13 protein-coding genes and 1 pseudogene are annotated in these 23,126 nt (G+C 70.9%); 8 read left to right on the forward strand and 6 right to left on the reverse strand.

What is annotated here, in order from left to right:
• The first annotated feature begins 87 nt into the window (after window positions 1–87).
• Both ACIA5F_RS10350 and ACIA5F_RS10355 read left to right on the forward strand, forming a co-directional pair.
• Window positions 88–246 (forward strand): DUF6126 family protein, encoded by a 159-nt coding sequence (locus ACIA5F_RS10350; protein WP_399351267.1) that lies wholly within the window; start codon window positions 88–90, stop codon window positions 244–246.
• Window positions 247–468: 222 nt separating this feature from the next.
• Complete coding sequence (locus ACIA5F_RS10355; protein ID WP_399351269.1) at window positions 469–1,317, forward strand: alpha/beta fold hydrolase; 849 nt, start codon at window positions 469–471, stop codon at window positions 1,315–1,317.
• A gap of 186 nt (window positions 1,318–1,503) precedes the next feature.
• On the opposite strand, the gene ACIA5F_RS10360 is transcribed toward ACIA5F_RS10355, so the two are convergent.
• The 3 genes and pseudogenes from ACIA5F_RS10360 to ACIA5F_RS10370 form a co-directional block, all read right to left on the reverse strand.
• Window positions 1,504–1,842, reverse strand: coding sequence for an ArsR/SmtB family transcription factor (locus ACIA5F_RS10360; RefSeq protein ID WP_399351322.1), 339 nt, complete (start codon window positions 1,840–1,842; stop codon window positions 1,504–1,506).
• 214 nt (window positions 1,843–2,056) lie between these two features.
• A complete protein-coding gene (locus ACIA5F_RS10365) occupies window positions 2,057–2,278 on the reverse strand; it encodes an alkylphosphonate utilization protein (protein WP_399351271.1) in 222 nt (73 codons plus the stop codon).
• 168 nt (window positions 2,279–2,446) lie between these two features.
• Window positions 2,447–3,004, reverse strand: a pseudogene (locus tag ACIA5F_RS10370) (SulP family inorganic anion transporter); the annotation flags it as partial.
• A gap of 1,489 nt (window positions 3,005–4,493) precedes the next feature.
• Here ACIA5F_RS10370 and ACIA5F_RS10375 point away from each other — a divergent pair.
• From ACIA5F_RS10375 to ACIA5F_RS10385, 3 genes are all read left to right on the forward strand, one after another.
• Complete coding sequence (locus ACIA5F_RS10375; protein ID WP_399351273.1) at window positions 4,494–4,862, forward strand: hypothetical protein; 369 nt, start codon at window positions 4,494–4,496, stop codon at window positions 4,860–4,862.
• 268 nt (window positions 4,863–5,130) lie between these two features.
• The gene (locus ACIA5F_RS10380) at window positions 5,131–5,523 is read left to right on the forward strand and encodes a hypothetical protein (protein ID WP_399351275.1); all 393 of its coding nucleotides are present in this window, start codon (window positions 5,131–5,133) and stop codon (window positions 5,521–5,523) included.
• Between the two features lie 894 nt (window positions 5,524–6,417).
• Entirely contained in the window at window positions 6,418–7,452 is a 1,035-nt protein-coding gene (locus ACIA5F_RS10385; protein ID WP_399351277.1) for a helix-turn-helix transcriptional regulator, read from the forward strand.
• A 34-nt stretch (window positions 7,453–7,486) separates the two neighbouring features.
• Here the strand turns inward: ACIA5F_RS10385 and ACIA5F_RS10390 are convergent, their stop codons facing one another.
• Window positions 7,487–8,464: an SDR family oxidoreductase gene (locus ACIA5F_RS10390; RefSeq protein WP_399351279.1), complete on the reverse strand. Its 978-nt coding sequence runs from the start codon at window positions 8,462–8,464 to the stop codon at window positions 7,487–7,489.
• A gap of 965 nt (window positions 8,465–9,429) precedes the next feature.
• Here ACIA5F_RS10390 and ACIA5F_RS10395 point away from each other — a divergent pair.
• A complete protein-coding gene (locus ACIA5F_RS10395; protein WP_399351281.1) occupies window positions 9,430–16,779 on the forward strand; it encodes a LamG-like jellyroll fold domain-containing protein in 7,350 nt (2,449 codons plus the stop codon).
• 438 nt (window positions 16,780–17,217) lie between these two features.
• Here ACIA5F_RS10395 and ACIA5F_RS10400 read toward each other — a convergent pair whose 3' ends face one another.
• Window positions 17,218–17,556: a hypothetical protein gene (locus ACIA5F_RS10400; RefSeq protein ID WP_399351284.1), complete on the reverse strand. Its 339-nt coding sequence runs from the start codon at window positions 17,554–17,556 to the stop codon at window positions 17,218–17,220.
• Window positions 17,557–18,421: 865 nt separating this feature from the next.
• Between ACIA5F_RS10400 and ACIA5F_RS10405 the strand changes: the two genes are divergently transcribed.
• Window positions 18,422–20,068, forward strand: a complete 1,647-nt coding sequence (locus ACIA5F_RS10405) for a DUF4157 domain-containing protein (protein WP_399351286.1) — start codon at window positions 18,422–18,424, stop codon at window positions 20,066–20,068.
• Between the two features lie 123 nt (window positions 20,069–20,191).
• On the opposite strand, the gene ACIA5F_RS10410 is transcribed toward ACIA5F_RS10405, so the two are convergent.
• Window positions 20,192–20,701: a DUF4158 domain-containing protein gene (locus ACIA5F_RS10410; RefSeq protein ID WP_399351288.1), complete on the reverse strand. Its 510-nt coding sequence runs from the start codon at window positions 20,699–20,701 to the stop codon at window positions 20,192–20,194.
• A gap of 413 nt (window positions 20,702–21,114) precedes the next feature.
• Here ACIA5F_RS10410 and ACIA5F_RS10415 point away from each other — a divergent pair, with 413 nt between their 5' ends.
• Window positions 21,115–22,758, forward strand: a complete 1,644-nt coding sequence (locus ACIA5F_RS10415; protein WP_399351290.1) for a histidine decarboxylase — start codon at window positions 21,115–21,117, stop codon at window positions 22,756–22,758.
• Window positions 22,759–23,126: the final 368 nt, after the last annotated feature.

Consider the following 23,126-nt stretch of genomic DNA (forward strand, 5'->3'; position numbering starts at 1 on the left):
CCGGCTCCACCCGTCTACCCGGTCACCTGCCTGGGCACCCCGCACCCACCGGCACGAGGCGCCCGGTCACGGAGAAGGAGAGCAGTCATGAGGGACGAGGAGCACGAGCAGAGCGCGGCGGCGAAGCACGAGAGGTGGATGGGGAAAGGCGTCGCGCTGCGCGCCTTCTTCTACATCGCCGGCACGCACCTGTTCGCCGGGTTCGTGTGGCTGCTGTTCCACCTCGGCCAGCACGCCCAGAAGTAGGGAGCGGCCGTCTCCCGGCGTCGGAAACGCGGTGAACCCCACGCTCACGGGAGACGGCCACCGGTCCTGGTGAGCGAGGCGTGACGTCTTCGCTCAGCGGCTCTTACACGTCGGGGGCGGGGGAGCTGATTTCCCGGCGATCGATGAGTTTCCGCGCCGGCCGGAGTCTGACTCACGTCAGCGCGATCAGGCGCGTGACCACCGACGGAAGGACGACCGGCCATGGCCATCACCCCTACGCGTACCCACACCCTCGACGTCTCGGGCGCACGCCTGTACTACGAGGTGCGCGGCACGGGCCCGCTGCTCCTGCTCATGGGCTCCCCGATGGACGCGGCGGCTTTCGCACCGCTGGCCGACACCCTCGCCGCCGACCGCACCGTCGTCACGCTCGACCCCCGGGGCATCTCGGGCAGTGTCCTCGACGACCCCGAGCAGGAGTCCACCCCCGACCTGCGGGCGGACGATGTCGCCGCCCTCCTGGACGCCCTCGGCGCCGAGCGCGCCGACGTGTTCGGCAGCAGCGGCGGCGCGGTGACGGGCCTCGCCCTGGTCGCGCGCCATCCCGGCCGGGTACGGACACTCGTCGCGCACGAGCCGCCCCTGCTGGAACTGCTCCCCGACGCCGCCGCGCACCGCGCCGACACCGAGGACATCATCGAGACCTTCCACCGCGACGGGGTGGGGGCGGCATGGGCCGTGTTCATGGCGAACGCCGGACTGGACCACGACGGCGACGGCGCCCCCACCGCGCCGCCGCAGGAGCCGTCGTCGCAGGAGCCGTCGGCGCGGGACCTGGCCAACAGCGCCCGTTTCTTCGCCCACGAACTGCGGGGCACCACCCGCTATCTGCCCGACCTCCCCGCGCTGATGTCCGGCGCGACCCGCGTGGTCATCGGCATCGGCGTCGAGTCGGGTGGCCTGCTCACCTACCGGACCTCCGTAGCCCTGGCCGAACTCCTCGACGCCCCGCCGGTCCACTTCCCCGGCGACCACGGCGGCTTCGTCGGCCGCCCCGAAGAGTTCGCCGACACCCTGCGCAAGATCCTGACGCAGGACGCGGCGCACTGAGCCGGCCGAAGAAACCGGCCGAAAGGAGCGGCCGGGCTGCTCGCCCGGCTGCCCATCTGTCCCAACTGCCCCGGCCGCCGCCGCCGGACAAGCGCCGGACCCGTCCTCGCCCGCGACCCCTCCGGTGATCGGCCACCGGCCGGATCACCAGGCCGGCGCACCCCGGACCCGCCCCTCCCGAGGCCGTTACCGCTGCGGGCTGGTGGCGCGCAGGTCGGCCAGCAGTTCGGCCTGACCCTGGAGGACGCCGGAGAGGATGGAGCGGGCGACCCGCAGCAGTTCGGCGACCTCGTCGCTGGTGAGCCGGTAGTACACGTTGACGCCCTCGCGGCGGGTGATCACCAGGTTGGCCTTGCGCAGGACCGCGAGCTGCTGGGACAGGCTGGCGGCTTCCACACCGACCTCGGGCAGCAGTTCGGCGACCGCGTGCTCGCGCACGCTGAGCAGCTCCAGGACGCGGATGCGGACCGGGTGGCCGAGCGTCTTGAAGAACTCGGCCTTGAGCTGGTAGAGCGGGGTGCTCACCTGGGTACCGCTGCCGGCCCCGGTCGTCCTGCCCGCGCGTGTACTTGGCACCTCATCCACCCAACGCTCATTGCCGTGGGGACATCCTCGCGTCCCCACCACCTGTGTGACCTCCACCCTTGCAGATCCCCGCAATGTCCGGGCACCGGTATCCCCGGTCGGGAACGACCGGACCGACGGCCGGGGACCTGTGCCCCCCGGGGTCAGGGTTTGGTCATGCCTTCTTCAGGAACTCCGTCCTCAGGACCAGGCCCTTGACCTTCTTGGTGTTGCACTCGACCTCGCCGGGCCGGGAGGTCAGACGGATGTTCTTGACCAGGGTGCCGCGCTTGAGGGTCTCGGAGGTCCCCTTGACCTTCAGGTCCTTGATCAGGGTGACGGAGTCGCCATCCTCAAGGACGGTCCCGTTGCTGTCCTTCACCACGACATCGCTCATGCGTCTTTCCTCGCTGCTCGGTGGATTCCGGTACTGCTGGTGGGGTCGTGTGCGCTCACCTCAGGCCCGGGGCTGCCGTGCCCAGTGCCCGAACGGAGCGGGCCGGTAGGGGTGGCGGTCGTGGACGGCGGAGGCGGACGCACCTGGCCCCCGCGCGTACGCCGACGGTCATGGTGCGGCCTTCCGGATGCGGTGCGGGAGCGGCCGGTGCGCGGGCGGCAGCAGCCCGGCCCGCTCCAGCTGCTTCCGGGCCCCGGCAATGGCCTCGGGCGTGGTGGCGTACTCCCGGCCCTCGTGGCGCAGCAGGTCCAGGGCGCCGACGGCGTCCAGGGCCTGGCGCCGGTCCGGGCGGACGCCGGACGTCATCACCGCGATGCCACGCCGGTTCAGCTTCTGGACCGCGTCCTTCAGCGCGAGCGCACCGGCGACGACGAGGCCGATGACGAGGGCGTACACGAGGTCGAGGACCAGGGTGGCGGCGGCCGTCAGGACGAGTACGACCGCGTCCGGGCGGGTGGCCTTCGCCATCGCCCGCAGGGAGCCGATCTCGACCATGCGGATCGCGGTCGCCAGCAGTACGCCGGCCAGCGCGGCGAGCGGAATCCTGGAGACCAGCGGGGCGGCGGCGAACACGATGACCGCCAGCACGGCGGCGTGGGTGAGGGCGCCGAGGCGGGAGGAGACACCGAAGCCGAGGGCCAGGGGCAGGGCGACGACCGCGATGGTCAGCCCGGCCAGCAGATCCCGGCGGGGACTACGTCCCATCGCCCTGAGATCGGCCCCGGCGGGCAGCACGGCGCGGACCCGTCCGGCCATGGTGCTCAGGAACGGGTTCACGGCGCGGGGACCTCGGTCGACGCCAACAGCTCACGCACCGGTCCCGGCCCGCCCCGCAGCAGTTCGGGCACACGGACACGCACGGGGTGCCTGGGCATCCGGAAGACTCGGCCCTGGCCTGATACAGCGGAACACAGCGGAACCGGCACACCCCTCCACCCTTCTGATCACCCCAGCCGCAAGGGAGACGCTGAGGGCCTCGCCCGCGGCTCCCCACGGACACAATCGACCCAAGGATGTATGAAATTGCAGACTTCTGCAATTCTCGGATTCCGAAGACCTCATACATCACCAGCTGTACCGTCATGGCAGGGCCAGCCGACGGCCCCCACTGTCGCTGCACCGCGGCCATCCCACCGTCGCCCTTCAACAGCGGCTGGCGCTCGCCGAAGAGCGCCTCAAACCGGGCCGCCCTGTCCGGATGCGGCCTTCTGATCGCGATGGCGCCGTCCCCTGCTCTCGCGAACCCGAACTTTCCCCTCGATCATCCCCCGAGCCCGTCTCCGGTCCCACCTCCGCCTCCACGCCTGTCTCCGGTCCTGTGCCGGTGGAGGCGGCCGGAGCGACGGAGCAGTAGAAGAAGTGTGTGCTCCTGGTGCCCGGCTGTTCCTGGGCGGGGCGGGAGCCGCGCGGGGCCGGGTTGTCGTCGGGCCCCCGGGTTGCCCCCTGGCCCGGATTCAGGAAGGCCCGGTACGGCCGCCTCGCCCGGACTGGGTCCTGGCCGTCCGGGGTCCGTTCCGGTCTGGTGTTCACCACGGTGTCGCCGCCGGACTCCGGGGCAGGGGCGTGCGTAGGTGATCGGCCTACGCACCCACGGTGGCAAGCCGGGGCGGTGTCCAGGCACTGGCAGATCGTGCGGACAGGGGCCTGGTGTTGTCAGAGGTTCCATGCCTGGGCGTGGACGATTCCGGGTGTGAGTGGTTGAGGTACAGGAAAGCCCGGTGAGAACGATCACGGCCTTGTCGGGGCCCGGTCAGGACGGGCCAAGCTCAAGGCCGGGATCGTTGAGCCGCTGGGTGATGACGCGTTCAGGATGCTCCGGCAAGACGACCGGCGAGGTGCTGTAGCTGCTGACCGGGCAGGCGCAGGGTGAACGGAGGGCGGTCCAGCGCGGCGGCCGTGGCCGACCACGGTCAATGGGGTGAATCTGCGTTCGTCCAGATGCCCGCGCCCGCACGGAGCTGTTGACGGACGGCGTCCCTCCAGCGTGGTGATGCCGCAGCAGGGGGCGGAGGCAGGGCCGTTGCGTGAGTTCCCCGTTGGGGTGAACCGCCGTTTCCTGTGTACTCCGGCGATCGTGGGAGGCTCCCCGGCAGTCGCGGTGGACGGGCCCGCACCGGTCGGCGCCGCGCTCTTGCCCTCGATCCGAAGGGCTGACATGCGACGGCTTCTCACTCCCGTCATCACCGCCCTCCTGCTCGCCGGTGCTGCCGTACCGGCCGCCGAGGCGGACGATCTCGAATCCCCCTACACCCAGGCAGCTGCCGTGGTCGGCCCCGACGGCGTGCCCACCGAGAGGAAGATGATCGTCAACTCGTGGCGTGTGACCGCCGGCCAGTACTGCATCGAGATCGACCCGCTGGTCGACGTGGCCGAGGCCACCGTCCTGGTGAATTCCCTCCAGAACGGGTCTGCGACCTCCCGCAAGAACCCCGGCACGTGCAACCGGCCGAACTCCGTCGGTGTGTATGTGTTTGCCGCCGACGGCGCCTACGCCGACCACGGCTACACCATCGCCGTCCTGTAGCCACCCCGCGGACCCCGCGGCCGTCCTTCCGGCCGGGGTCCACGCCACGTCACCACCTGTGGAAGGCCCTGGTCCACACCGTTCGGCCCGGGCACCGGCCCGCCGACCACCTGGTTGCCGGACCTCTCTCCCCTCGGCACCCCTTCCGCGTCGCGGTGACCAGCAGCATGAACCGGGTGGCCGGTCGACGCCGGGTTCCACGTCGCCCTCCACCGACCCCGCTCCCCCCACCCGCCACCCTGGCGGGTCCAGATCAACAGGCGGAAACATGTTCAAGAAGAAGTCCACCCGAGTCGCCGCCCTGGGCGCGGCAGCCCTCGTGCTCATGGCCGCCGGCGCGACCGTCGCCACGGCCGTCGACGACAACCTCTTCGCCCCGTACGCACGGGCCGCGGCCACGGTCAACGACGACGGGTCGATCCTGATCGCCAAGCGCGTGGACAGCGTGACCCGGGTGAGTAACGGCAGGTACTGCGTCAAGTTCAAGATCCCGGCCGTCAAAACCGTCCACACGACCTCCTCCAACCGGTACCGGCTGTTCGTCGTCAGCGAGATCCCTCCGAGCGTGGACTGCGGGAACGACCCCAACTCGATCAGGGTGACCACGACCGACGAGAACGGAAACTTCAAGGACGGACGCTTCTCACTCGTCATCCACTGACACCCCCCGCGTGCGGCGACAACCGGCTGATACTCCCCGAAGCGGCCCGTCAGTACCGGGTCGGCCCGGACGAGGCCCTCGCACGGGCCACGGCGCCGCACGACGCCCTTGTCACAAGGCTGCAAACGCTGGGCGACCAGGTGGCACGCACCGCGAGCCCGGCGCTGACCGCCTACCTGGGGATGCGGCGCACCCATGTGCGGTCCTGCCTGGAGTGGTACCGGCGCACAGGCCGCTACCGCGCGGGAAGCAGCAGGTCACTGTTCCCGTTCAGGGCACCCACCACACCGGGCGGATGGGCCCCAGCGCTCGCGGCCAGGACACGGGCGGGGCGGGGCTGACCCACGGGGCTGGCCCAAGGGGCTTGACCCACGGGGCCGCGCCCCTCCGACGACACCCGGGCCGCCGAGTACCTCGCCCCGTTCGTCTGCGCCCCGTTCGTCTGCGGTCCGTATCCAGCGGGGCGCGTCGTCGTCCGAGCCCCGAGCCCCGACCCGGCCTGGTCAGCGGGTGAACCCTTCGGTCAGGCGCACGCGGTAGCCGTCCTCCTCCCCCCAGCACGACGGCGACGCCGAACGGGTCGGGGTGGTCCGGCTCGACGGGGGTGACGGCGGAGTTCACCGCGGCCGGGACGGGCGGTGCCGGTTCGCCGCCGGGCCGTGGCGCGGGGGCCAGCCGCCGGGCCGGGGCGGGGGAGCGCCGACCGGCTGCCGGAGGGAGCCACCGTCCGGGCGATTGTCGCCGAGCGGGGCCGCAGCCCTTCGACGGTCGGCCGGGAGATCCAGCGCAACCGGCCCCCGGCTTTCGGCCCCGGCCCCCGGCTTTCGCCCCCGGTGACCGCACGGCCTCCGGGGCCTGCGGTCACCGGGGCACCGGGTCCGCGATCCTTGAGCCATGCGCGCCGCCCGCCTGATCCGTATGGCCCTCCTCGTCCAGTCGAGTCCCGGCCTGACCGCTGCCGCCCTCGCCCGTGAGCTGGGCGTCTCCGAACGCACCGTGATCCGTGACGCGCGGGCCCTGCAGGAGGCGGGTGTTCCCGTCCGGTCCGAGCGCGGACGTACGGGCGGCTACCACCTGGCGCCGGGCTACCGGACCCGCCTCACCACGCTCCGTCCCACCGAGGCGGAGACGCTCTACCTCTCCGGTCTGCCCACGGCCCTGCGTGATCTCGGGCTGTCGGACGCGGCGGACATGGCCCGGCTGAAGCTGGCGGCCACCCTGCTCCCGTCCCTGCGCGCGGCGGCCGAGTCGTCGGCGCGCCGCTTCCACCTCGACGCCCCGGCCTGGTTCCGCGAGCCGTCGGTACCGGAACTGCTGCCGGAACTGGCCCGCGCCGTGTGGGGCGACCGCACCGTCGAGCTGGCCTACGCGCGGCCGGGCCGGGACGACGCCCCGCCCCGCACCGTGACCCGCCTCCTGGAGCCGTACGGGCTCGTCCTGAAAGCGGGGGTCTGGTACGTCGTGGGCCGTGTCCCGGGGGAACGGACGGACCGTGACACGGCCTGGCGCACCTACCGCGCCGACCGCGTCACGGCACTCTCCCCCGCTCCCGGCGCCGGTGACGCCTTCGTCCGCGACCCGTCCTTCGACCTCGCCGCGCACTGGCGGGCCCACGCCGCCGGGTTCGCCCGGGCCTTGCTGCGCACGACCGTCACCGTGCGTCTGACCGGGCGCGGCCTGCGCGCCCTGCCCGCCGTGGCGGACCCGGCCGGCGTCGGCGAGGCGCTGGCCTCCGCGACCGCACCGGACGCCACCGGGCGCGTCACGCTCGACCTGCCGGTGGAGTCGCTGGACGTCGCCTTCGGCCAGCTGACCGGGCTGGGCGCGGACGTGGAGGTACTGGCCCCGGAGGCCCTGCGAGCCCGCGTGCGCGAACACGCGCGGGCCCTCGCCGCCCTGTACGACGCGGAGCCGCAGGACCAGCGGTAGCCGTCGGCGGGATCAACGCCAGTCGTCGGCCGGGTCAGCGGTAGTCGTCGGCCGAGCCGTCCTTCCCCCCGTACCTGACCTCCTCGAAGTACGCCCAGGCGTCCGGTCGGCTGCCGTCCACGTCCCGTACGCCGTAGAACCTGGCGAGTTCCCCGCTGGAGGTGGACCTCCCGTTCCAGCGGGCGGCCCGGTCGGGGTCGGCGGCGAGCGCGGCGACCGCGCGGGCCAGGTAGTAGGGGGACTCGGCGACGGCGAAGTCCGGTTCCTGGGCGACGGCGTCGCGCCAGTTCTCCTCGGTCACACCGAAGTGGGCGAGCATCTGCTCCGAGCGCAGGAAGCCCGGGGTGACGGCGACCGCCGTGCCCCCGTACTCCGCCAGCTCCTCGCCCAGCCCGAAGGCGATCCGGATCGGGGCGTTCTTGGCGAGGTCGTAGTAGAGGTTCTCGCGGTAGCGGCGGTTGAAGACCGCCGTACCGTCGGTGACCTCCACGTGCAGCGGTGCGTCCGAGCGGACCAGCAGCGGGAGCGCGAGTGCCGCGGTGATCACGTGCGAGCGCACCCCGAGGTCCAGGATGCGCAGGCCGTCGGCGAGCGGGGTCTCCCAGCTCTTCTTGCCGAAGACGGAGGCGGCGAGCAGGTGCTCGCCGCCCCAGAGGTCGTTGACGAGGATGTCGAGCCGCCCCTGTTCGCGGTCGATCCGCCCGACGAGGGCGCGTACCCGGTCCTCGTCGAGGTGGTCGGTGGGGACGGCGATGCCGGTACCACCGGCCGCTGTGACCAGCTCCGCGGTCCCCTCGATGGTCTCCGTGGCCCGGCCGACCTCGCTGACGTGATCGCGGGTGGTGCGTCCGGTGACGTAGACGGTGGCCCCCGCGCGACCGAGTTCGACGGCGAGGGCGCGTCCGGCGCCACGGGTGGCCCCGGCGACGAGCGCGATCCGGCCGGTGAGCGGGGCCCCCTCGCCGGTGTGCCGGGTGTCCGTGTCCGTGTTCTTGTCCGTGTTCTTGTCCATGCCACCACGGTGCACGCTAAAGAAGACAGTTCACGTCACCTTTTTCCACGGACCACGGACCACGGACCACGGACCACGGACCACGGACCACGGACCACGGACCACGGACCACGGACCACGGACCACGGACCACGGACCGCGGCAGCCCGGAGCCTGACGGCCGGCCCCGCAGGCCCGCAACCTTCACCGAGGCCCCAGGTGTTCCCGGGGCTGGTGGTGCAGGCCGGGGCGCCGTGGCGCGAGGTGCTGCGGCGCCTGCCGTCAGGCCGGTCCGGTTGGCTTCTTCCCCCTCTTGACCAACCCTTGACCGGCCCTGGGTGGTCCCCGCCGGGCTGGACGTGTTACGCCGCTGCGGGTGCCTGGGTGGTGGCTCGTGGACCACCCGCCGCCGCCGTGGACCGCAGGTGAGCGCCGTGCCGGTCCGCCCACGCGCGCATGCGTCCCGCCTGGGTGTCCCCCCACGGGGGACCGGGTGCCCGATCTGCCCGACCCGCGCCTTCGCCCGAGTGGGGGAGTGGGGGATCGGCCGGTCCGCTCCTTTCCGGCCCGGTGAGGACACCGCTCGTCAGAGGAGGACACCGCTGCCGTGCGGGGCTCCGGGACGTGCCGCCCGGCGCGGGTTCCCGTTTCAGCAGCCTGTGCCGGTCCGGCCCTCGGGCCGGGGACGGGAGGACGGCTGCGGGGTGCTGCGGGATGCTGTGGGTCTGCGGCACTTCTCGGCCAATTACCGTACCGGGGTGCCGACCGGTCGGATTCGCGTCGTTTCCGGAACGGGGTATGTGTTCGATATACGGCGTGCCTTAGAACATGCTCGAATGACAGCCGTACATCCCCTTCTCCTTCCCCTTCCCTTCCCCGCTCACCAGGCTGCCGTGGCCCGGCGGCCGATTCGTCATGCGCCACTGCCAGGCCCCCGACCGACCCGGCACACCCGCCGACGGCGTGGGACGACAGGACGGACATTCGTGAAGTCTGATCAGGGCACACTCAAGCTCTACAGCGACCGCACCTACACCCGCACCACGATGGTGCGCCATCAGGGCACCGCGCTCGCGTTCGCCATGGACGACCGGCGGCGGATCGTGTACACGGTCCTCGATCTCTCCACCTATGACGCCGGGCGGGGTGAGCTGGACGCCGCGTACTGGTCGGAGAGCCCCCAGGAAGTTCCCTTCCCCGATGAGCTCGTGACGGTCGGGTACTCGGTGGTGGGCGCGACGGCGATGCCGGTGGTGAAGAAAGGCGGCCGGACCGAGGCGGGCGCCGGTGAGGAGCTGACACCGGAGGAGACGGACCGGTTCCTGTCCACCACCGCGCGGCTGTCGGCCGACACCCCGTTCCAGGTGATCTCGGACGGCACCCATGTGGTGCTCCTGCGCCAGGCGATCGGCGCGAGTGACGCGGACGCGCTGTTCAAGCTGACGAACGGCGCCGCCTCCGGGAACACCGCCCGGACCGACTTCCAGACAGCGGGGACGGCGAGGATACCGGTGGTGGCGGACACGCTGCTGTGCGACCGGTTCCTGCTGGTCGGCAATGTGCTGAAGCCGGTGTCGGAGGTGCGGTTCAAGCGGAGCCGGCACAAGACCCGCCCGGCGTCGGCGAAGGACAGCCTGGGCGCCACCGACATGGACGGCAAGCCGTTCCACGAGCCGACCCAGCAACTGGAGTTCATCCGGAACATGACCCAGGGCCGGTTCACGGCCGTCCTGACGCCGACAGCGGTGCAGGGGCAGCAGCGGTGGCAGTTCTTCGCCCACAACAGCGCCACGGGCCGGATCGACTCCTTCAACGTCGAGCAGGCCGCCGACGGGCTCTTCAACACCCAGGGCAGCCGCTACTGGACCAGCCCCGACGCGCGCTACCGGGGCTCGGTGTACGAGCGTGCGCCCGGGATCTGCCCGTTCACCAACCTTCCGCTGGTTCCCCTCACCCCTGACATCCCGCACCCCGAGACCGCGCTCCAGTTCAACGGCACCAACACCTCTCTGAACGTGGGGGCCGCGCCCGCGCTGAAGTTCCAGGGCCGCGCCTACGCGGTGGAGGCATGGGTCAAGCCGCGGGCGGCGGGCGGCCCGGTGCTCGCCCGCTGGTCCGGCACCGCGAGCCAGGGCGGCTTCCAGCTGCGCGTCACCAGCGCCGGCCAGGTGGCACTCGACCACAGCGGCGGCACCCTCACCTCCCTCCAGAACATCCCGGCGGACACCTGGGCGCACATCGCCGCCTCCTTCGACGGCACCACCGCGACCCTCTACGTCAACGGCGCCTTCAGCGGTGACAAGGCCCTCCCGAGCTCCGGCGACGGCACAGCGCTCCTGTACATCGGGGCCAAGGCGGACGGTCCGTTCTACAGCGGCGTCATCGACGAGGTACGGATCTGGAACCGGTCACGCGGCCAGAGCGAGATCGCCGACAGCAGTCACTACCGGCTGATCGGCAACGAGCCCGGCCTGGCCGCCTACTACCGCTTCGACGAGGGCAGCGGCACCACCGCCTACGACCAGACCGACACCGCCGCCCACGCCACCTTGAACAACAGCCCGCAGTGGGTGACCTCCCAGGCCCCCGTCGGCGAACACCCCGGAGTGCGCCGCGACAGCTTCACCCTCAACGGCCGCGACATCGTCTCCGGACTCACCTCCACGCTCTACTACCAGCAGGAAGACGTGGTCTCCGGCTACCAGGACACCCCCAAGCCCGCCAAACGCAACGCCAGGGTCCTGCTGGCCTGCGCCACCCGCCCCACCGGCAGCGCCACGGCCGACGCCCACATCGCCACCGTCGACTTCGGCGTCGGCATCGACGGACGCCTCGCCGACATCCCCGACGTCGTCACCCTCACCGAACTCGGCCGCCCCGTCGAGCAGACCAGCGATCTCGTCAGCGCCCAGCAGCAGATCCTCAACGGCATCGAACAGCAGGCCGCCGCCATCGAGACCGAGATCAACTCCCTGACGGCGGAGAAGGCGACGCTGGAACAGGCGATAGCGGCATCCAACACCGCCGCGGCCAACGATCCGGCGCGCTGGATCGTCCAGCTCTCGGCCTTCGGATGCCTCCTGGGTCCCGTGGGCGGAGGTCTGACACAGGCGACCCTGGTGGGACTGGTGGACAGGAATGCCCAGAACACCCGATGGCGGCTCGTGCGGTCCGGGGCGGCCTCCCGGTACGGCAACCCGACCTACGCACTGGTGAACGACGGCGCACCGGGCATGAGCGTACAAACGATCTATCGTTCCTTCCACGGGGCCGAGCTTCAACCCTTCAGCACCGACGCACTCCCGTGGTTCGTGCGCGGCACCTGGAACACCAGTGTGCAGTTCCAGAACGTCGGCCAGGACGTATGGATGGGCCTGTTCGCCTCCCTGCAACTCCGTGACGAGAAAACCGCGGTCAGCTTCACGGTCGAGAAGGTCGCGGTCATCCCGGACCCGACCATCCTGGTCAAGGCCGCCCGGCTCGTCGTGGTCGTGGCGCTCCTCGTCCAGCGCAACCGCGACCTCATCGCCAAGAGGGCCGAGATCGCGCCCGCCCGTGAGGAGCTGATCCGCCGCAGCGCCGCGCTGCTGGGCGAGGCCGATCTGGTCCTGCCCGTTCCCCACATCGGCATCGACGTGCGCGGGCTGAGCAGTGCGGGCGCGCTGCTGAAGTTCGCCCGGACCGCCGCCACCCCCTATCTGATGGACAGTGCGGCGGGCCGGGTCACGCTCTACTTCCAGGGCGCCAACACCCAGTTCTTCGCCGCCTACCTGGACACCGCGGCGCAGCGGGGCAGCCAGCAGCTGACCGGCGGCGGGCTGACCGCCCTGTTCACGGCGCGCGACCCGGGTATCGGCCTGTCGGGGACCCAGATCAGGATCACCGACTGCACCGTGAACGGCGCGTCGGCCGCGGGCCTGTGCGATCTGACGATCACCCGCGGCGCCGACACCGAGACCTTCGCCCGACTGCCGCGCCGCGCTCAGGACCTGGCCGCCGCCGTCAACGGCGTCACCGACGAACCGGTCCCGCTCGGTACGGCCGCGAGCACGACGGGGGACCAGCTCACCCTCGCCCGGGCACTGCCCGTCCCCGTTCCGGCCCATTCCCACCTGGTGATCGGGCAGAGCACCCATCTCGTCACCACCGCCGCCGAGACCGGCGGCACGACCCTGCGCGTCTCACCGGCCCCGCCCGCCTCTCTCGCACCGGGCACGGCGGTGTCCCTGATCCGCTACGACACGGCCCGGGCCACCTCCTCCCGCCCCGGCACCTCGCTCGCCCAGGGCTCACGCTGGATCACCGTCAGCGCGGACAGGACCGACATCCTCGTGCCCAACGGCACGGCCACCGCTCTGCTCGCCGGTCACGGCAGCCGCTGGCGCGGCGACGCCCCCGGACGAGCCGTCTCCCTCAACGGCACCAGCAACTACCTCGTGAAGGCCGGCGAGCCGGACAAGGCCGCCGTCACCGGCGACCTGACCGCCGAGGCGTGGATCAACCCGCGCCGTGTTCCCGCGCCCCGGTCCCGGATCTTTCATGTGCGAACCGGCGACACCAAAGCCTCGCTCGCCCTGAGCCCCGAACCCACCACCGGCGGTCTGGTCCTCAACGGCAGCGACGTCGCCATGGCGATCCCCGGCGCCGACCCCACCGGAGGCGACTTCACCATCGAGTGCTGGCTCAAGCGCGCCCCCGGACGCACGGGCCCGGACACCATCGTCACGATCGGCGCCAACGGCCTGAACATCGGCTTCACCTCCACCGGCGCGTTCACCTTCGGCTTCACCGGCCAGACCCTCACCACCACCGCCACCTACACGGACGGGGAATGGCACCACTGGGCCGTCACCTTCGACCGCACCACCCGTGCCCAGGTCATCCTCCGTGACGGAGCCGAGGTCGCCCGCCGCACCGCCGGCGGCGTTCCGAGCGGGACCGCCCAGCTCATCGTCGGCCGCACCGACGCCGGCACCATCTCGTTCTTCTCCGGCCGGCTGGCCGAGCTGCGGACCTGGAACGTGGCCCGCTCGGCCACCGACACCGCCGCCGACCTGAACCGGCGCGTCGCCCCGAACGAACCCCGTCTCACCGGCGCCTGGATCTACGACGGCAGCCGCCCCCAGCTCAGCCAGTTCCCCGACATCAGCGGTCAGGGCCGCCACGGCGGTGTCTGGGGCAACGCCGCGGCGAGCGAATCCGCGGTCAAGGGCTACAAGATCCTGGCCGCGGTCGGCGACAAGCACCGCACCAGTCGCGAGACCTATCTGTGCGGGGAGTGGGCCCATGTGGCGGCGGTGCACCAGCAGTCGTGGGCACTGCGCTTCAACGGCTCGGCCTGGGCGGACACCCCCGACGCGGATGCCCTCGACCTCACCGAGGATCTGACCATCGAGGTCTTCGCCCACATCGACGCCATCGGATCACGCCAGGGACTGGTCTCCAAGGGCCGTCTCGGGGACGGCACGGGGAGCACGGTCCCCTACCAGCTGTCGGTACTGGTGGACGGGAAACTGGAGTTCGCCTTCGAGGAACCCGGCCCCAGGACCGTCCGCTACACCTCCGACTCCGCCATCACCGCGGGCTTCCACCGGATCGCCGTCGTGCGCAAGGCCGGCAGCTCCAGCGAACAGATCAAGGGCTTCAGGGACTTGGTCTTCAAGGACCAGGACGGCACCACCCAGACGAAGTCCGTCGAGACCGTCGACCACGTCGACGTCAAGTCCTGGGACGACATCCGCTTCGTCGTCGACGGCGCCCAGACCGGCGCCGGCCGCTACACCGGCACCGGCGCGCGCGGCAACGACGGCGCCCTGGAGATCGGCCGCGCCGGGGACGGCAGCGCCGTCCACCCGCTCAAGGGCACGATCGGCGAGGTCCGGATCTGGGGCAAGGCCCGCGAGACCAACCAGCTCGGGGGCCCGCTCCAGCCCCGCGACGAGGGACTGATCGCCCGCTGGACCTTCGAGGAGAACACCGGCAACACCTCCGCCGACCTGGCCGGCGGATACGACCTGCGGCTGCACGGCGCGAAGTGGGCGGCCGACCCCAACCCGGCCGCCAGCTCCTTCACGATCCACCGCAACGGCCGCTCCATCCCCTGCGACACCCCCACCACCAACCCCCTCGCCAACTGGGGCGACGAACTCCTCACCCTCGGCGCCTACCGGAACTCGCTGCAGTTCGCCGAGTTCTTCGACGGCACCCTGGACGAAGTCCGCTACTGGCGGACCGCCCGCACCCCCGAGCAGATCCTCGACAACCTCTTCACCCGCGTCAAGGGCGACAAGCAGGACCTGATCGGCTACTGGACCTTCGACTCCACCGAGAACGAGACCAGCGATGTCGTATCCGACCAGGGCCTGCGCGGCAACCACCTCTACCACAGCAGCAGCAGGGTCCCGTCGACCGCGCCGATCGCCACCGACACCGCCGCCGTCCGCTCCGCACTGGCCGGCATCCGCACCCCCTTCCACCAGAACATCTCCACCCCACCGGCCGCCACCGAGTACGCCGACCTCCAGTACACCGCCACCGGAGAGGCCCAGGGCGTCCTGAAACGCTGCTACACCCACACCGCCGACGGCGCCTGGCACCTCACCACCGGATACAAGGTCGGCGACCTGGTCAGCGAATGGGTCAGCCAGGTCCAGTTCGACCCCCAGCTCATCGGCTACATCGAAGGCGCGCCCCCGGTCCCCTCCGAGAACCTCACCGGACAGATCGACCCCGCCGGATCGTCCAGCGTCACCTTCAAACAGGCCGACGAGGTCACCTCCACCCTCTCCTCCACGCACGAACGCAGCGTCGACGCGAGCTTCAGCATGGCCGCCGGTGCGGAGGTCGACGAGAAGATCCTCATGATCACCGCCCCGCTCGGCATCGGCACCGCGCAACCGCTCGCCTCCATCACCGTCAAGGCACACGTCGGCGGCACCATGGAGTTCTCCAACGCCTGGACGGACGAGACCTCGGTGGGACAGGGCACCAGCACCACCCACGACACCAGCGCCACCCTCACCGGCACCTGGGAGGACCCCACCCGGATACTCAACACCACCGTCGGCCGCCGCTACCTCCCCGCCAACAAGGGCTACGCGCTGGTCCAGTCCGAGACCGCCGACGTGTACGCGCTGCGCCTGGCGCACTCGGGGACGCTGGTGGCGTACCGGATCCTGCCGAATCCGGACATCCCCAAGGACTGGAACATCATCACGTTCCCCATCAACCCGCAGTACACCAAGCAGGGCACCCTGGACGGCGCCGTCGGCTTCAACGACCAGGGCAAAGTCCTGGACCCCGCCTACCCCAACGCCTTCCAGCGCGGCGAGTACAGCTACTTCAAACCCCGCGAGGCATACGCCGTCAAACGCCGCATCCTGCGCGAACGCCAGGAACTGGAGACCTACTACAGCACCGTCTCCACCGAGACCAGCGACTCCGACCCCACCGCGGAGCGCGCGGCGAAGGTGCTGGCGCCGATCGTCGGCACCAAGGACGCCGCCGAGAAGGCACAGCCGGTCGGGTCGGCCGGCTCGTTCGCCAACCGCAACATCGCCAACACCTACGTCTGGACCGCCGACGGCGGCTTCTTCGCCGAGACCACCGGCACCGTCGACGTGGTCACCGAGACCACCGGCGGCTCCTACAGCCTCTCCGGCGCCGTCACCGGCTCCCTGGAAGTCGGCTTCGACGTCGCCGGCGTCGGCGTCGGCCTCCAGTTCGACGCCTCCCTCGGCGGCGGCATGACCACCACCCGCCACCGCTCCAGGGAAGCCACCCGCTCCCACAGCCTCGACGTCACCTGCAACCCCAGCGGCGACCTCCAGCGGTACGACAGCGCCGGGAAAGCCGAGTACACGACAGCGGGCCTGCCCGTCCTGGTGCCCGGCAAGGTCGACGCCTACCGCTTCATGACCTTCTACCTCGGCCAGGACACCAGCCACTTCAACGACTTCTACAACAAGGTCGCCGACCCCATCTGGCTCGAAACCAGCAACGACCCCAACGCCGCCGCCCTGCGCGAGGCCCGCCACAGCGACCGCACACCCCCCTGCTGGCGCGTCCTGCACCGCGTCACCTTCGTCTCGCGCATCCTCCCCCCGGTGCCCCCCACCACGGCACCCCCGCTCGAACAGAAGATGCGCACCATCGACATCGCCAGCAACTACGAACTCATCCGCCGCCTCGACCCCTACGTCTCGACCGCCACCAGCTCACAGGCCCGGCTCGCCGACGCCACCCGCACCGCCCTCACCGAGCACCTTCCCCAACTCCTCCCGTACGCACTGGAGATCACCCTCCTCCTCGCCGAGTACTACGACGTCAGCGAGTAGCCGCCAGACCACCACGGCATGTGCCCGGTGCCCGGTGTACGGCCACCCGCCGTACACCGGGCACCGCCCGGCCAGAAAGCCACCCGCGGGCCGCTGCCCGTGCCGCCGCCGACCGCCCCGCCCGCACGGCCGGGCGATGCGCCGGACCGGCCCGGCGAGCCCGGCGGCGTGCTCGGACACCACCGCCCGGTCCGCCGCCGACCGGCTCCCGGCGTCCTGGGCCAGCAGGTTTCCGCAGTGAGCGGGGTACCGGTGGTGACCAGCTCCGCAGGGTCCTCCCGACGTGGCCGACCTGTTGATCGTCCTGTGGAACCCCTTGCCGACCGCCAGGACGCCGAAGCGACGGCGACGTTCCGGGGACCCCGGCGAGGGCTGAAGCGGCCAAGGGGCTCCGACAGAACGGTGCGGGGGCACAGGGCACAGCCGCTCGTTGCGGTGCTACAGAACGGCGATGGTGAAATCGCCGTTCACGGGGTGGCCGTCCTTCAGCGTGACGACCGTGATGGCGTCCCGACGGTTGTCGCACGCCAGGGTGGGCTTCCCGATGGTGGAGACGCTGGTGGTACTGGGCCCGCCGTTGGCGAGGATCAGTGCGTTGGAGAGGTTGATGCCGGCGCCCGGGTCGACGATGACGCAGTACAAGCCCTGGGAGACCTGGTGGCTGCCGGTCACGTTCTTCTGCCTCTCCAGAGCACCATGGGAGCTGACTTCGGCGGCGGCCCTGGCGTTCGGGGCGATGATCTCGGCAGGCGCGGCGACGGCCTGGGGGATGAACACGGCATACAGGACAGCAGTTCCCGCAAGAACAGCGGAGATTCGACGCATGAGCTCACTCCCGGCAATGTTCCATAGCGCTGGCGCGCTCTACGAAGGTGATTATTCGTCAGTGAAGTAACCGGCACCTTGGCGCAGGAAACCGTTTACATATTCGCGAGATCACTCGATCGGTATCGTGCCGCAGGGGCACCGGAGGCTCCCACCCTCGCCGTTGACGCGCGAGGACACCCTGCTCGGCACGATTACCGTGGCTGAACCCGATTCACCGTCGCTGCGAGGCCGCTTCGCCCTCCCCGTCTCACCCGGGACCACGTCCTCAGCGCCGGCGAAGCCGTGCCGGGCGGACGGCCGGATCTCGAAAGCCGGGGTGGACATCATCCGGTCCAGACGTCGTTGCGGCGCGGAGAAGACGAAGCGCGCGGCCGGGACGGCGGGCACCTCTTGGGCCCTGTCGGGCTCTGGGCGGCTCGCGCGCCTGCCGATCGCCTCGTCGGCGAGGACCTTCTCGCGGGCCACCGGGCTTCCGGGTGCTGCTCCTGGGGGTTGCTCCCGGGCCGATACGCGGGCAACCAGGGAGGCCCGTTCGGATGCCCGTGGGGGTGCGGGGCTGCCCCGAGGTGTGCCCTGCCGCTCCTTCCGGTGGGGTGGAGGGGCAGTTACAACGGCGGGAGAAACCTCAGGGCCCGGCCCCGGACTGTCGGTGCGCCGGGTTGCGTAGGGCGGTAGCGAGCAGGGGAGCGGCGGGCGGATGCGGTCGTACGAGGAGTCGCGGGACGGGAAGACGGGCAAAGGGGAGCGGGTTCCGCGCCGGCCGGAGCCGGCTGCGCGGGTTCCGCAGCGGCGGCCGGTGACGCGGCAGGAAGCGATGACGCTGCAACGTTTGGCGGGCAACCGTGCCGTCGAGCGGTTGCTGACAGAGGACCGGCACAGTCACGGGCCCGGCTGCGGTCACGGCAAGTCCGGAGGCGAGCACGACACCGGCCGCGAGGGCGCACAGGACACCGGGGGACTGGAGGCGGGGGGCCGCAGCGGTCCGGCCGTCCAACGGGATCTGCTGGACCGGGCGATGGCCTCCCCGGGCCGCCCTCTGCCGGACACGGTCCGTACGCGGGCGGAGTCGTTCTACCACAACGACTTCTCCTCCGCCGTCCTGCACGAGGGGCCGGTGGCCCAGCGGGCCACGGAGGCGATGGGGGCCCAGGCCATGACGGTGGGAACCCATGTCTTCCTGCCCTCCGGGAAGGCCCAGGACGCCGAGCTCATCGGGCACGAGCTCAGCCATGTCGACAAGAACCTCCGGGGCGAGCGGGAGACGGGTACCGGCAACGGCGGCGGAGTCACCGTCACCGACCCCGGCCAGCCCTCCGAGCGGGCGGCGGGCAGTGACGGCGCGGCCTTCGCCGCGGGCGCCGCGACCGCCCCCTCCGTCACCGCCCAGGGACTGCACCACGAGGCCCCGCACCCGGACGGCGCCACCACCGCGCAGCGCTCTGTGGCCGGCCCCGCTTCCGGGCCGGTTCAGCGTGCCACGCAGGGCGACGCCATGGATCTCGACAGCAGCGAGGACTCCCTCTCCGACGGGGTGTTCAACGAGGCCATGGATCAGTTCGAAAGGAAGGAGGAACTGGACAGCGTCAGGAATATGGGTCCACAGGAGCGGGGCAAGAAGTTCCAGAGGGAACTGCGGCGCCTGTTCAAGGAGGCGGGCTGGGCGGTGGAGATCAAGAAGGGGGAGGAGTTCGAGGCTTTCACCGCGGGTGTGGAAAAGTCGAAGCCCCGGGATTTCAAGGAGCAGCCGGAGGTCCAGAGGCTCCGCTGGATCTCTACCGTCACCAAGCACTACCTGCTGAAGACCGCCGGGATCAACCCCGTCGAGGTGCAGGCGGCGATCGGGAATGACGGGAGAATCATCATCTCGGCCAACGACAGGAACGCGAACGGCCACTTGTCGGACCTGATGGAGAATCGGGGTGTCCTGGACCTTCTGGGGTACATGCTGGGAAATTCCGGGCCCGCGACCAACCGGAGCAGCCAGCAGGCCAAGGACGAGACCGACCGGATCAACCGGCACCGGGACAAGGCGTCCGGCATGCAGAACGAGCCGGCAGAGGCGAATGCGGGAATCAATACCGGTCTCACGTCGGGGACGGTCATCGCGAGGGACGGGGGTGACGGTACGCACGCCGAGCTGCGAATCCTGAAGAAGAACAACGGTAAGACTCCGCAGCACCTCGCGGGAACAAAAAGGCCGTGCGCCAGTTGCTTCGCCGAGCTCTACCCGGAAGGCTCGCCGAAGGACGCCGGCGGGAAAGACCTGGTCCGCCCCGGACGCTTCTATTCCAGCAGGGAATCCAACCAGCACTTTCCGGAGCACAAGGACAGTGTCGATGAAACTCCGGAAGAGCGGGCGCGGAAAGCCTTCGGCCGGATAATGAAGTCTGTTCCCCGGACGCACGAAACGGCCTCACAATCCGGCGGGACGCTTCGCGGCTACGGCTCGGAATCTGAATAAACCGGCCCTGTTCCCCAGCGTGCGGACCCGCCGATGAGGCGGAGGGGGCGTCGGCCGGCCACCCCGGCCGGCGCCGGCTCCGAGACCCGCTCCCCCTCCGGCACCACCATCACCACCAACAGCTCAGCCGGCGCCGGCGCGAGCGTGGGACCGGCAGGGCGCGCCGCGCGGGTCCGCCTCGTACACGCGCCGCTCTGCCGCCGTGCGGGCCTCCGGCACCTGCCGGTCCGGCACCGGGACGCCCGGCAGCAGCACCCGGCTCTCGCGCAGCCGCGTCACCGTGTGGTTGAACAGCGCCACCGGCCCCCCTGGGCGGGCGTCCGCGCCCGCCCGTACGCAGGAAGCCGCGGAACTCCCGGCCCCATCGCCGGTCGGCGAAGTCCCGGTGCCCGAACCGTTCCTGGATCTCCACCGCGTGCTCGTACGGCGTCCTGAGTCGTTCCGGGTACCGCTCCACGCGCGAGGCGCCCTCGTGCCGAGCTGCCCGGCCAGGCGCTCCACGACCTCCCACGGCACCGCGAGCGGTCCCCGCCCAGAGCCCTGCCGGCGTAGCGGGCGGTGGGGCCGGGCCGGGCGAACTGTCCGTGCGGGGCGTTGCCGGTCCACTGCGGGCGGCTGCACTCGGCATGGCACAAATTTGCTATTCCGAGAGCTGCCGAAACGTTACTCCCGGAGACGCTCCCGGGAGATTTGAAGTAAACCATTTTCACTCGAAATGATTAGCGTGAGAGTGAATGTGGACGGGCGGGCCATCGGGGCGCCACGTCACGCATATCCTGTGTGCTGCGAGGCGCTGGGCAGGACGGCCGGGCACAGCAATTTCTGCCGTTTGCGCAGGTCGGCATTCCGGTGATGGGTTGCTCCGACTGTCCGCCCGCCCGTTGAACGTCGTACGGCGCACGGTGTGCGACGTGCGTCGCGCAGGCGGACAACTCTCGCGACCGCCTTTCGTCCCTTAGATACGAGCGTCTGCCGAAGCCGCTGCCGTGCGGTGATGATTCAGCATCGAATGCGTCTTCGAAAGATCGCTCAGAATCGGACATGGAATGATTACCGAACACTCCGATACGCGTCCGGCGGCGCGGCCGACCAACGACGACTACCGGTTGGGCACCGACGCCTACAGCGATGAGCAGCGGATCGCGGTCCTCGCCAAGCTGGAGGGGTACCTGGGCGATCAGAGCGGGCGTCTTCTGGGGTACCAGGTCAACCTGTCGCTCGACGGCCACGCCGCCCTCGGACGTTTCCTGGGCTACCACATCAACAACATCGGGGACCCGTTCGTCGACAGTAACTACAGCCTGCATTCGCGGTGGCTGGAGCGGGCGGTCCTGGAGCACTACGCCCGTCTGTGGCACGCCCCCCTGCCCCAGGACCCGGCCCACCCCGGGGACGAGGACGGGTGGGGGTACGTGCTGTCCATGGGCAGCACCGAGGGCAACCTGTACGCGATGTGGAACGCGCGTGACTACCTCGACGGCAACGCCCTGGTGCGCGACGAGGTCTCCGGCGACGCCAGCTGCCGGACCAGCTACCTGCGGGCCGAGCACCCCGACGACAACCCCAACGCGTACTCCCCGGTGGCCTTCTTCTCCCAGGAGACGCACTACTCGCACATCAAGGCCATGCGGGTACTGGACATCCCGACCTTCTACGACCTGGGCGGCAGTCTCTACCCGGGCGAGTGCCCCATCGACGTGACCGGCACGGGGACGCAGACCTACAACGGCTGGCCGCTCGGCGGCGTCCCGACCACCGGCGGCGACGAGGGACCCGGCACCGTCGACGTCGACGCCCTGGTCGCCCTCGTGGACTTCTTCGCCGCCAAGGGCCACCCCGTCCTGGTCAACTTCAACGTCGGCAGCGTCTTCAAGGGCGCCTACGACGACGTCCAGGGCGCCTGCGAGCGCCTGCGCCCCGTCTTCGAGGCGCACGGCCTGGTCGACCGCACCGTGCGCTTCGACCCCGACGACCCCGAGCGCGTCAGCATCCGCAACGGCTACTGGATTCACGTCGACGGGGCACTGGGCGGTGCCTACGCCCCGTACCTGGAGAAGGCCCGCGACGTGGGCCTCATCGACAGCGCGCCCCCGGTCTTCGACTTCCGGATTCCCGAGGTGTCCTCGATCGTCACCAGCGGCCACAAGTACCCCGGTGCGCCCGTCCCCACCGGCATCTACATGTCCCGTGCGGGGTCCAAGCTGCGACCGCCGTCGGACCCTGCGGTGGTCTCCTCCCCGGACAGCACGTTCGCCGGCTCCCGCAGCGGATTCGCCTCCCTGGCCATGTGGAACCACCTCGCGCAGTTCAGCGAGGAGCAGCAGGTACGGCAGGCCGCCGAGGTCCTGCGGATCGCCGAGTACACGGCGGAACGCCTCCGCAGCCTCAGCGCGCAGTTGCAGAAACGCGGCGAGCCCTGGGCCGAGGACGGCATCGAGGTCGGCCACGGCGACCACGCGCTCAGCGTCTGGTTCCAGCAGCCCCGCACCGAGATCACGCAGAAGTACTCGCTCGCCTGCGTGCCGCTCAACCTCGGTGGCCGCCGCCACGACTACAGCCACGTCTACGTGATGCCCCACGTCACGCAGGAACTCATCGACGAGCTCCTCGACGACCTCTCCCGCCCCGGAGCGTTCGACCGCTCCGCCGAACAGGACACCGAACGCCCCCCGCTCCCCCACCAGCGCTGACCTGCGGGCGGGCAGCCGGACCACGACCGCCCGCCCGCCTCCTAGCGAGGCTGCCCCGCACGTCCCCGCGTGCGGGGCAACAGGCCGAGGTACGGCATCCGGGCGCCGGGGACCAACGGCACAGCCGTTGACGGCAAGCACGGATCATGGCTCGCCATGAAGGTCACGACGCTCCAGGGGAAGCGGCGGGGCCGAGGGCGCTGAGGAGAACGCCGCCGATGGAGCTGCCGACCGAGCCGCAGAGCCGGCGAGTCGGCGGACCCGTGGCGGCCCCGTGCGCGAAGAGCACGGTGGCCGCCGGTTCCACGGCGGTTCCCCACCTCCGGGTCCCCGGAGACCGACGAAGACCACCTGCGAAGCACTTCGGG

The sequence above is a fragment of the Streptomyces sp. NPDC051567 genome, assembly GCF_044454165.1.
Taxonomy (GTDB): Bacteria; Actinomycetota; Actinomycetes; order Streptomycetales; family Streptomycetaceae; genus Streptomyces.

Excerpts from the sequence above, each read along its gene's own strand:
- ACIA5F_RS10350 (WP_399351267.1), top strand. The coding sequence starts at position 88 with ATGAGGGACGAGGAGCACGAGCAGAGCGCGGCGGCGAAGCACGAGAGG.
- ACIA5F_RS10355 (WP_399351269.1), top strand. The coding sequence starts at position 469 with ATGGCCATCACCCCTACGCGTACCCACACCCTCGACGTCTCGGGCGCA.
- ACIA5F_RS10365 (WP_399351271.1), bottom strand. The coding sequence starts at position 2,278 with ATGAGCGATGTCGTGGTGAAGGACAGCAACGGGACCGTCCTTGAGGAT.
- ACIA5F_RS10375 (WP_399351273.1), top strand. The coding sequence starts at position 4,494 with ATGCGACGGCTTCTCACTCCCGTCATCACCGCCCTCCTGCTCGCCGGT.
- ACIA5F_RS10380 (WP_399351275.1), top strand. The coding sequence starts at position 5,131 with ATGTTCAAGAAGAAGTCCACCCGAGTCGCCGCCCTGGGCGCGGCAGCC.
- ACIA5F_RS10385 (WP_399351277.1), top strand. The coding sequence starts at position 6,418 with ATGCGCGCCGCCCGCCTGATCCGTATGGCCCTCCTCGTCCAGTCGAGT.
- ACIA5F_RS10390 (WP_399351279.1), bottom strand. The coding sequence starts at position 8,464 with ATGGACAAGAACACGGACAAGAACACGGACACGGACACCCGGCACACC.
- ACIA5F_RS10405 (WP_399351286.1), top strand. The coding sequence starts at position 18,422 with ATGACGCTGCAACGTTTGGCGGGCAACCGTGCCGTCGAGCGGTTGCTG.
- ACIA5F_RS10415 (WP_399351290.1), top strand. The coding sequence starts at position 21,115 with ATGATTACCGAACACTCCGATACGCGTCCGGCGGCGCGGCCGACCAAC.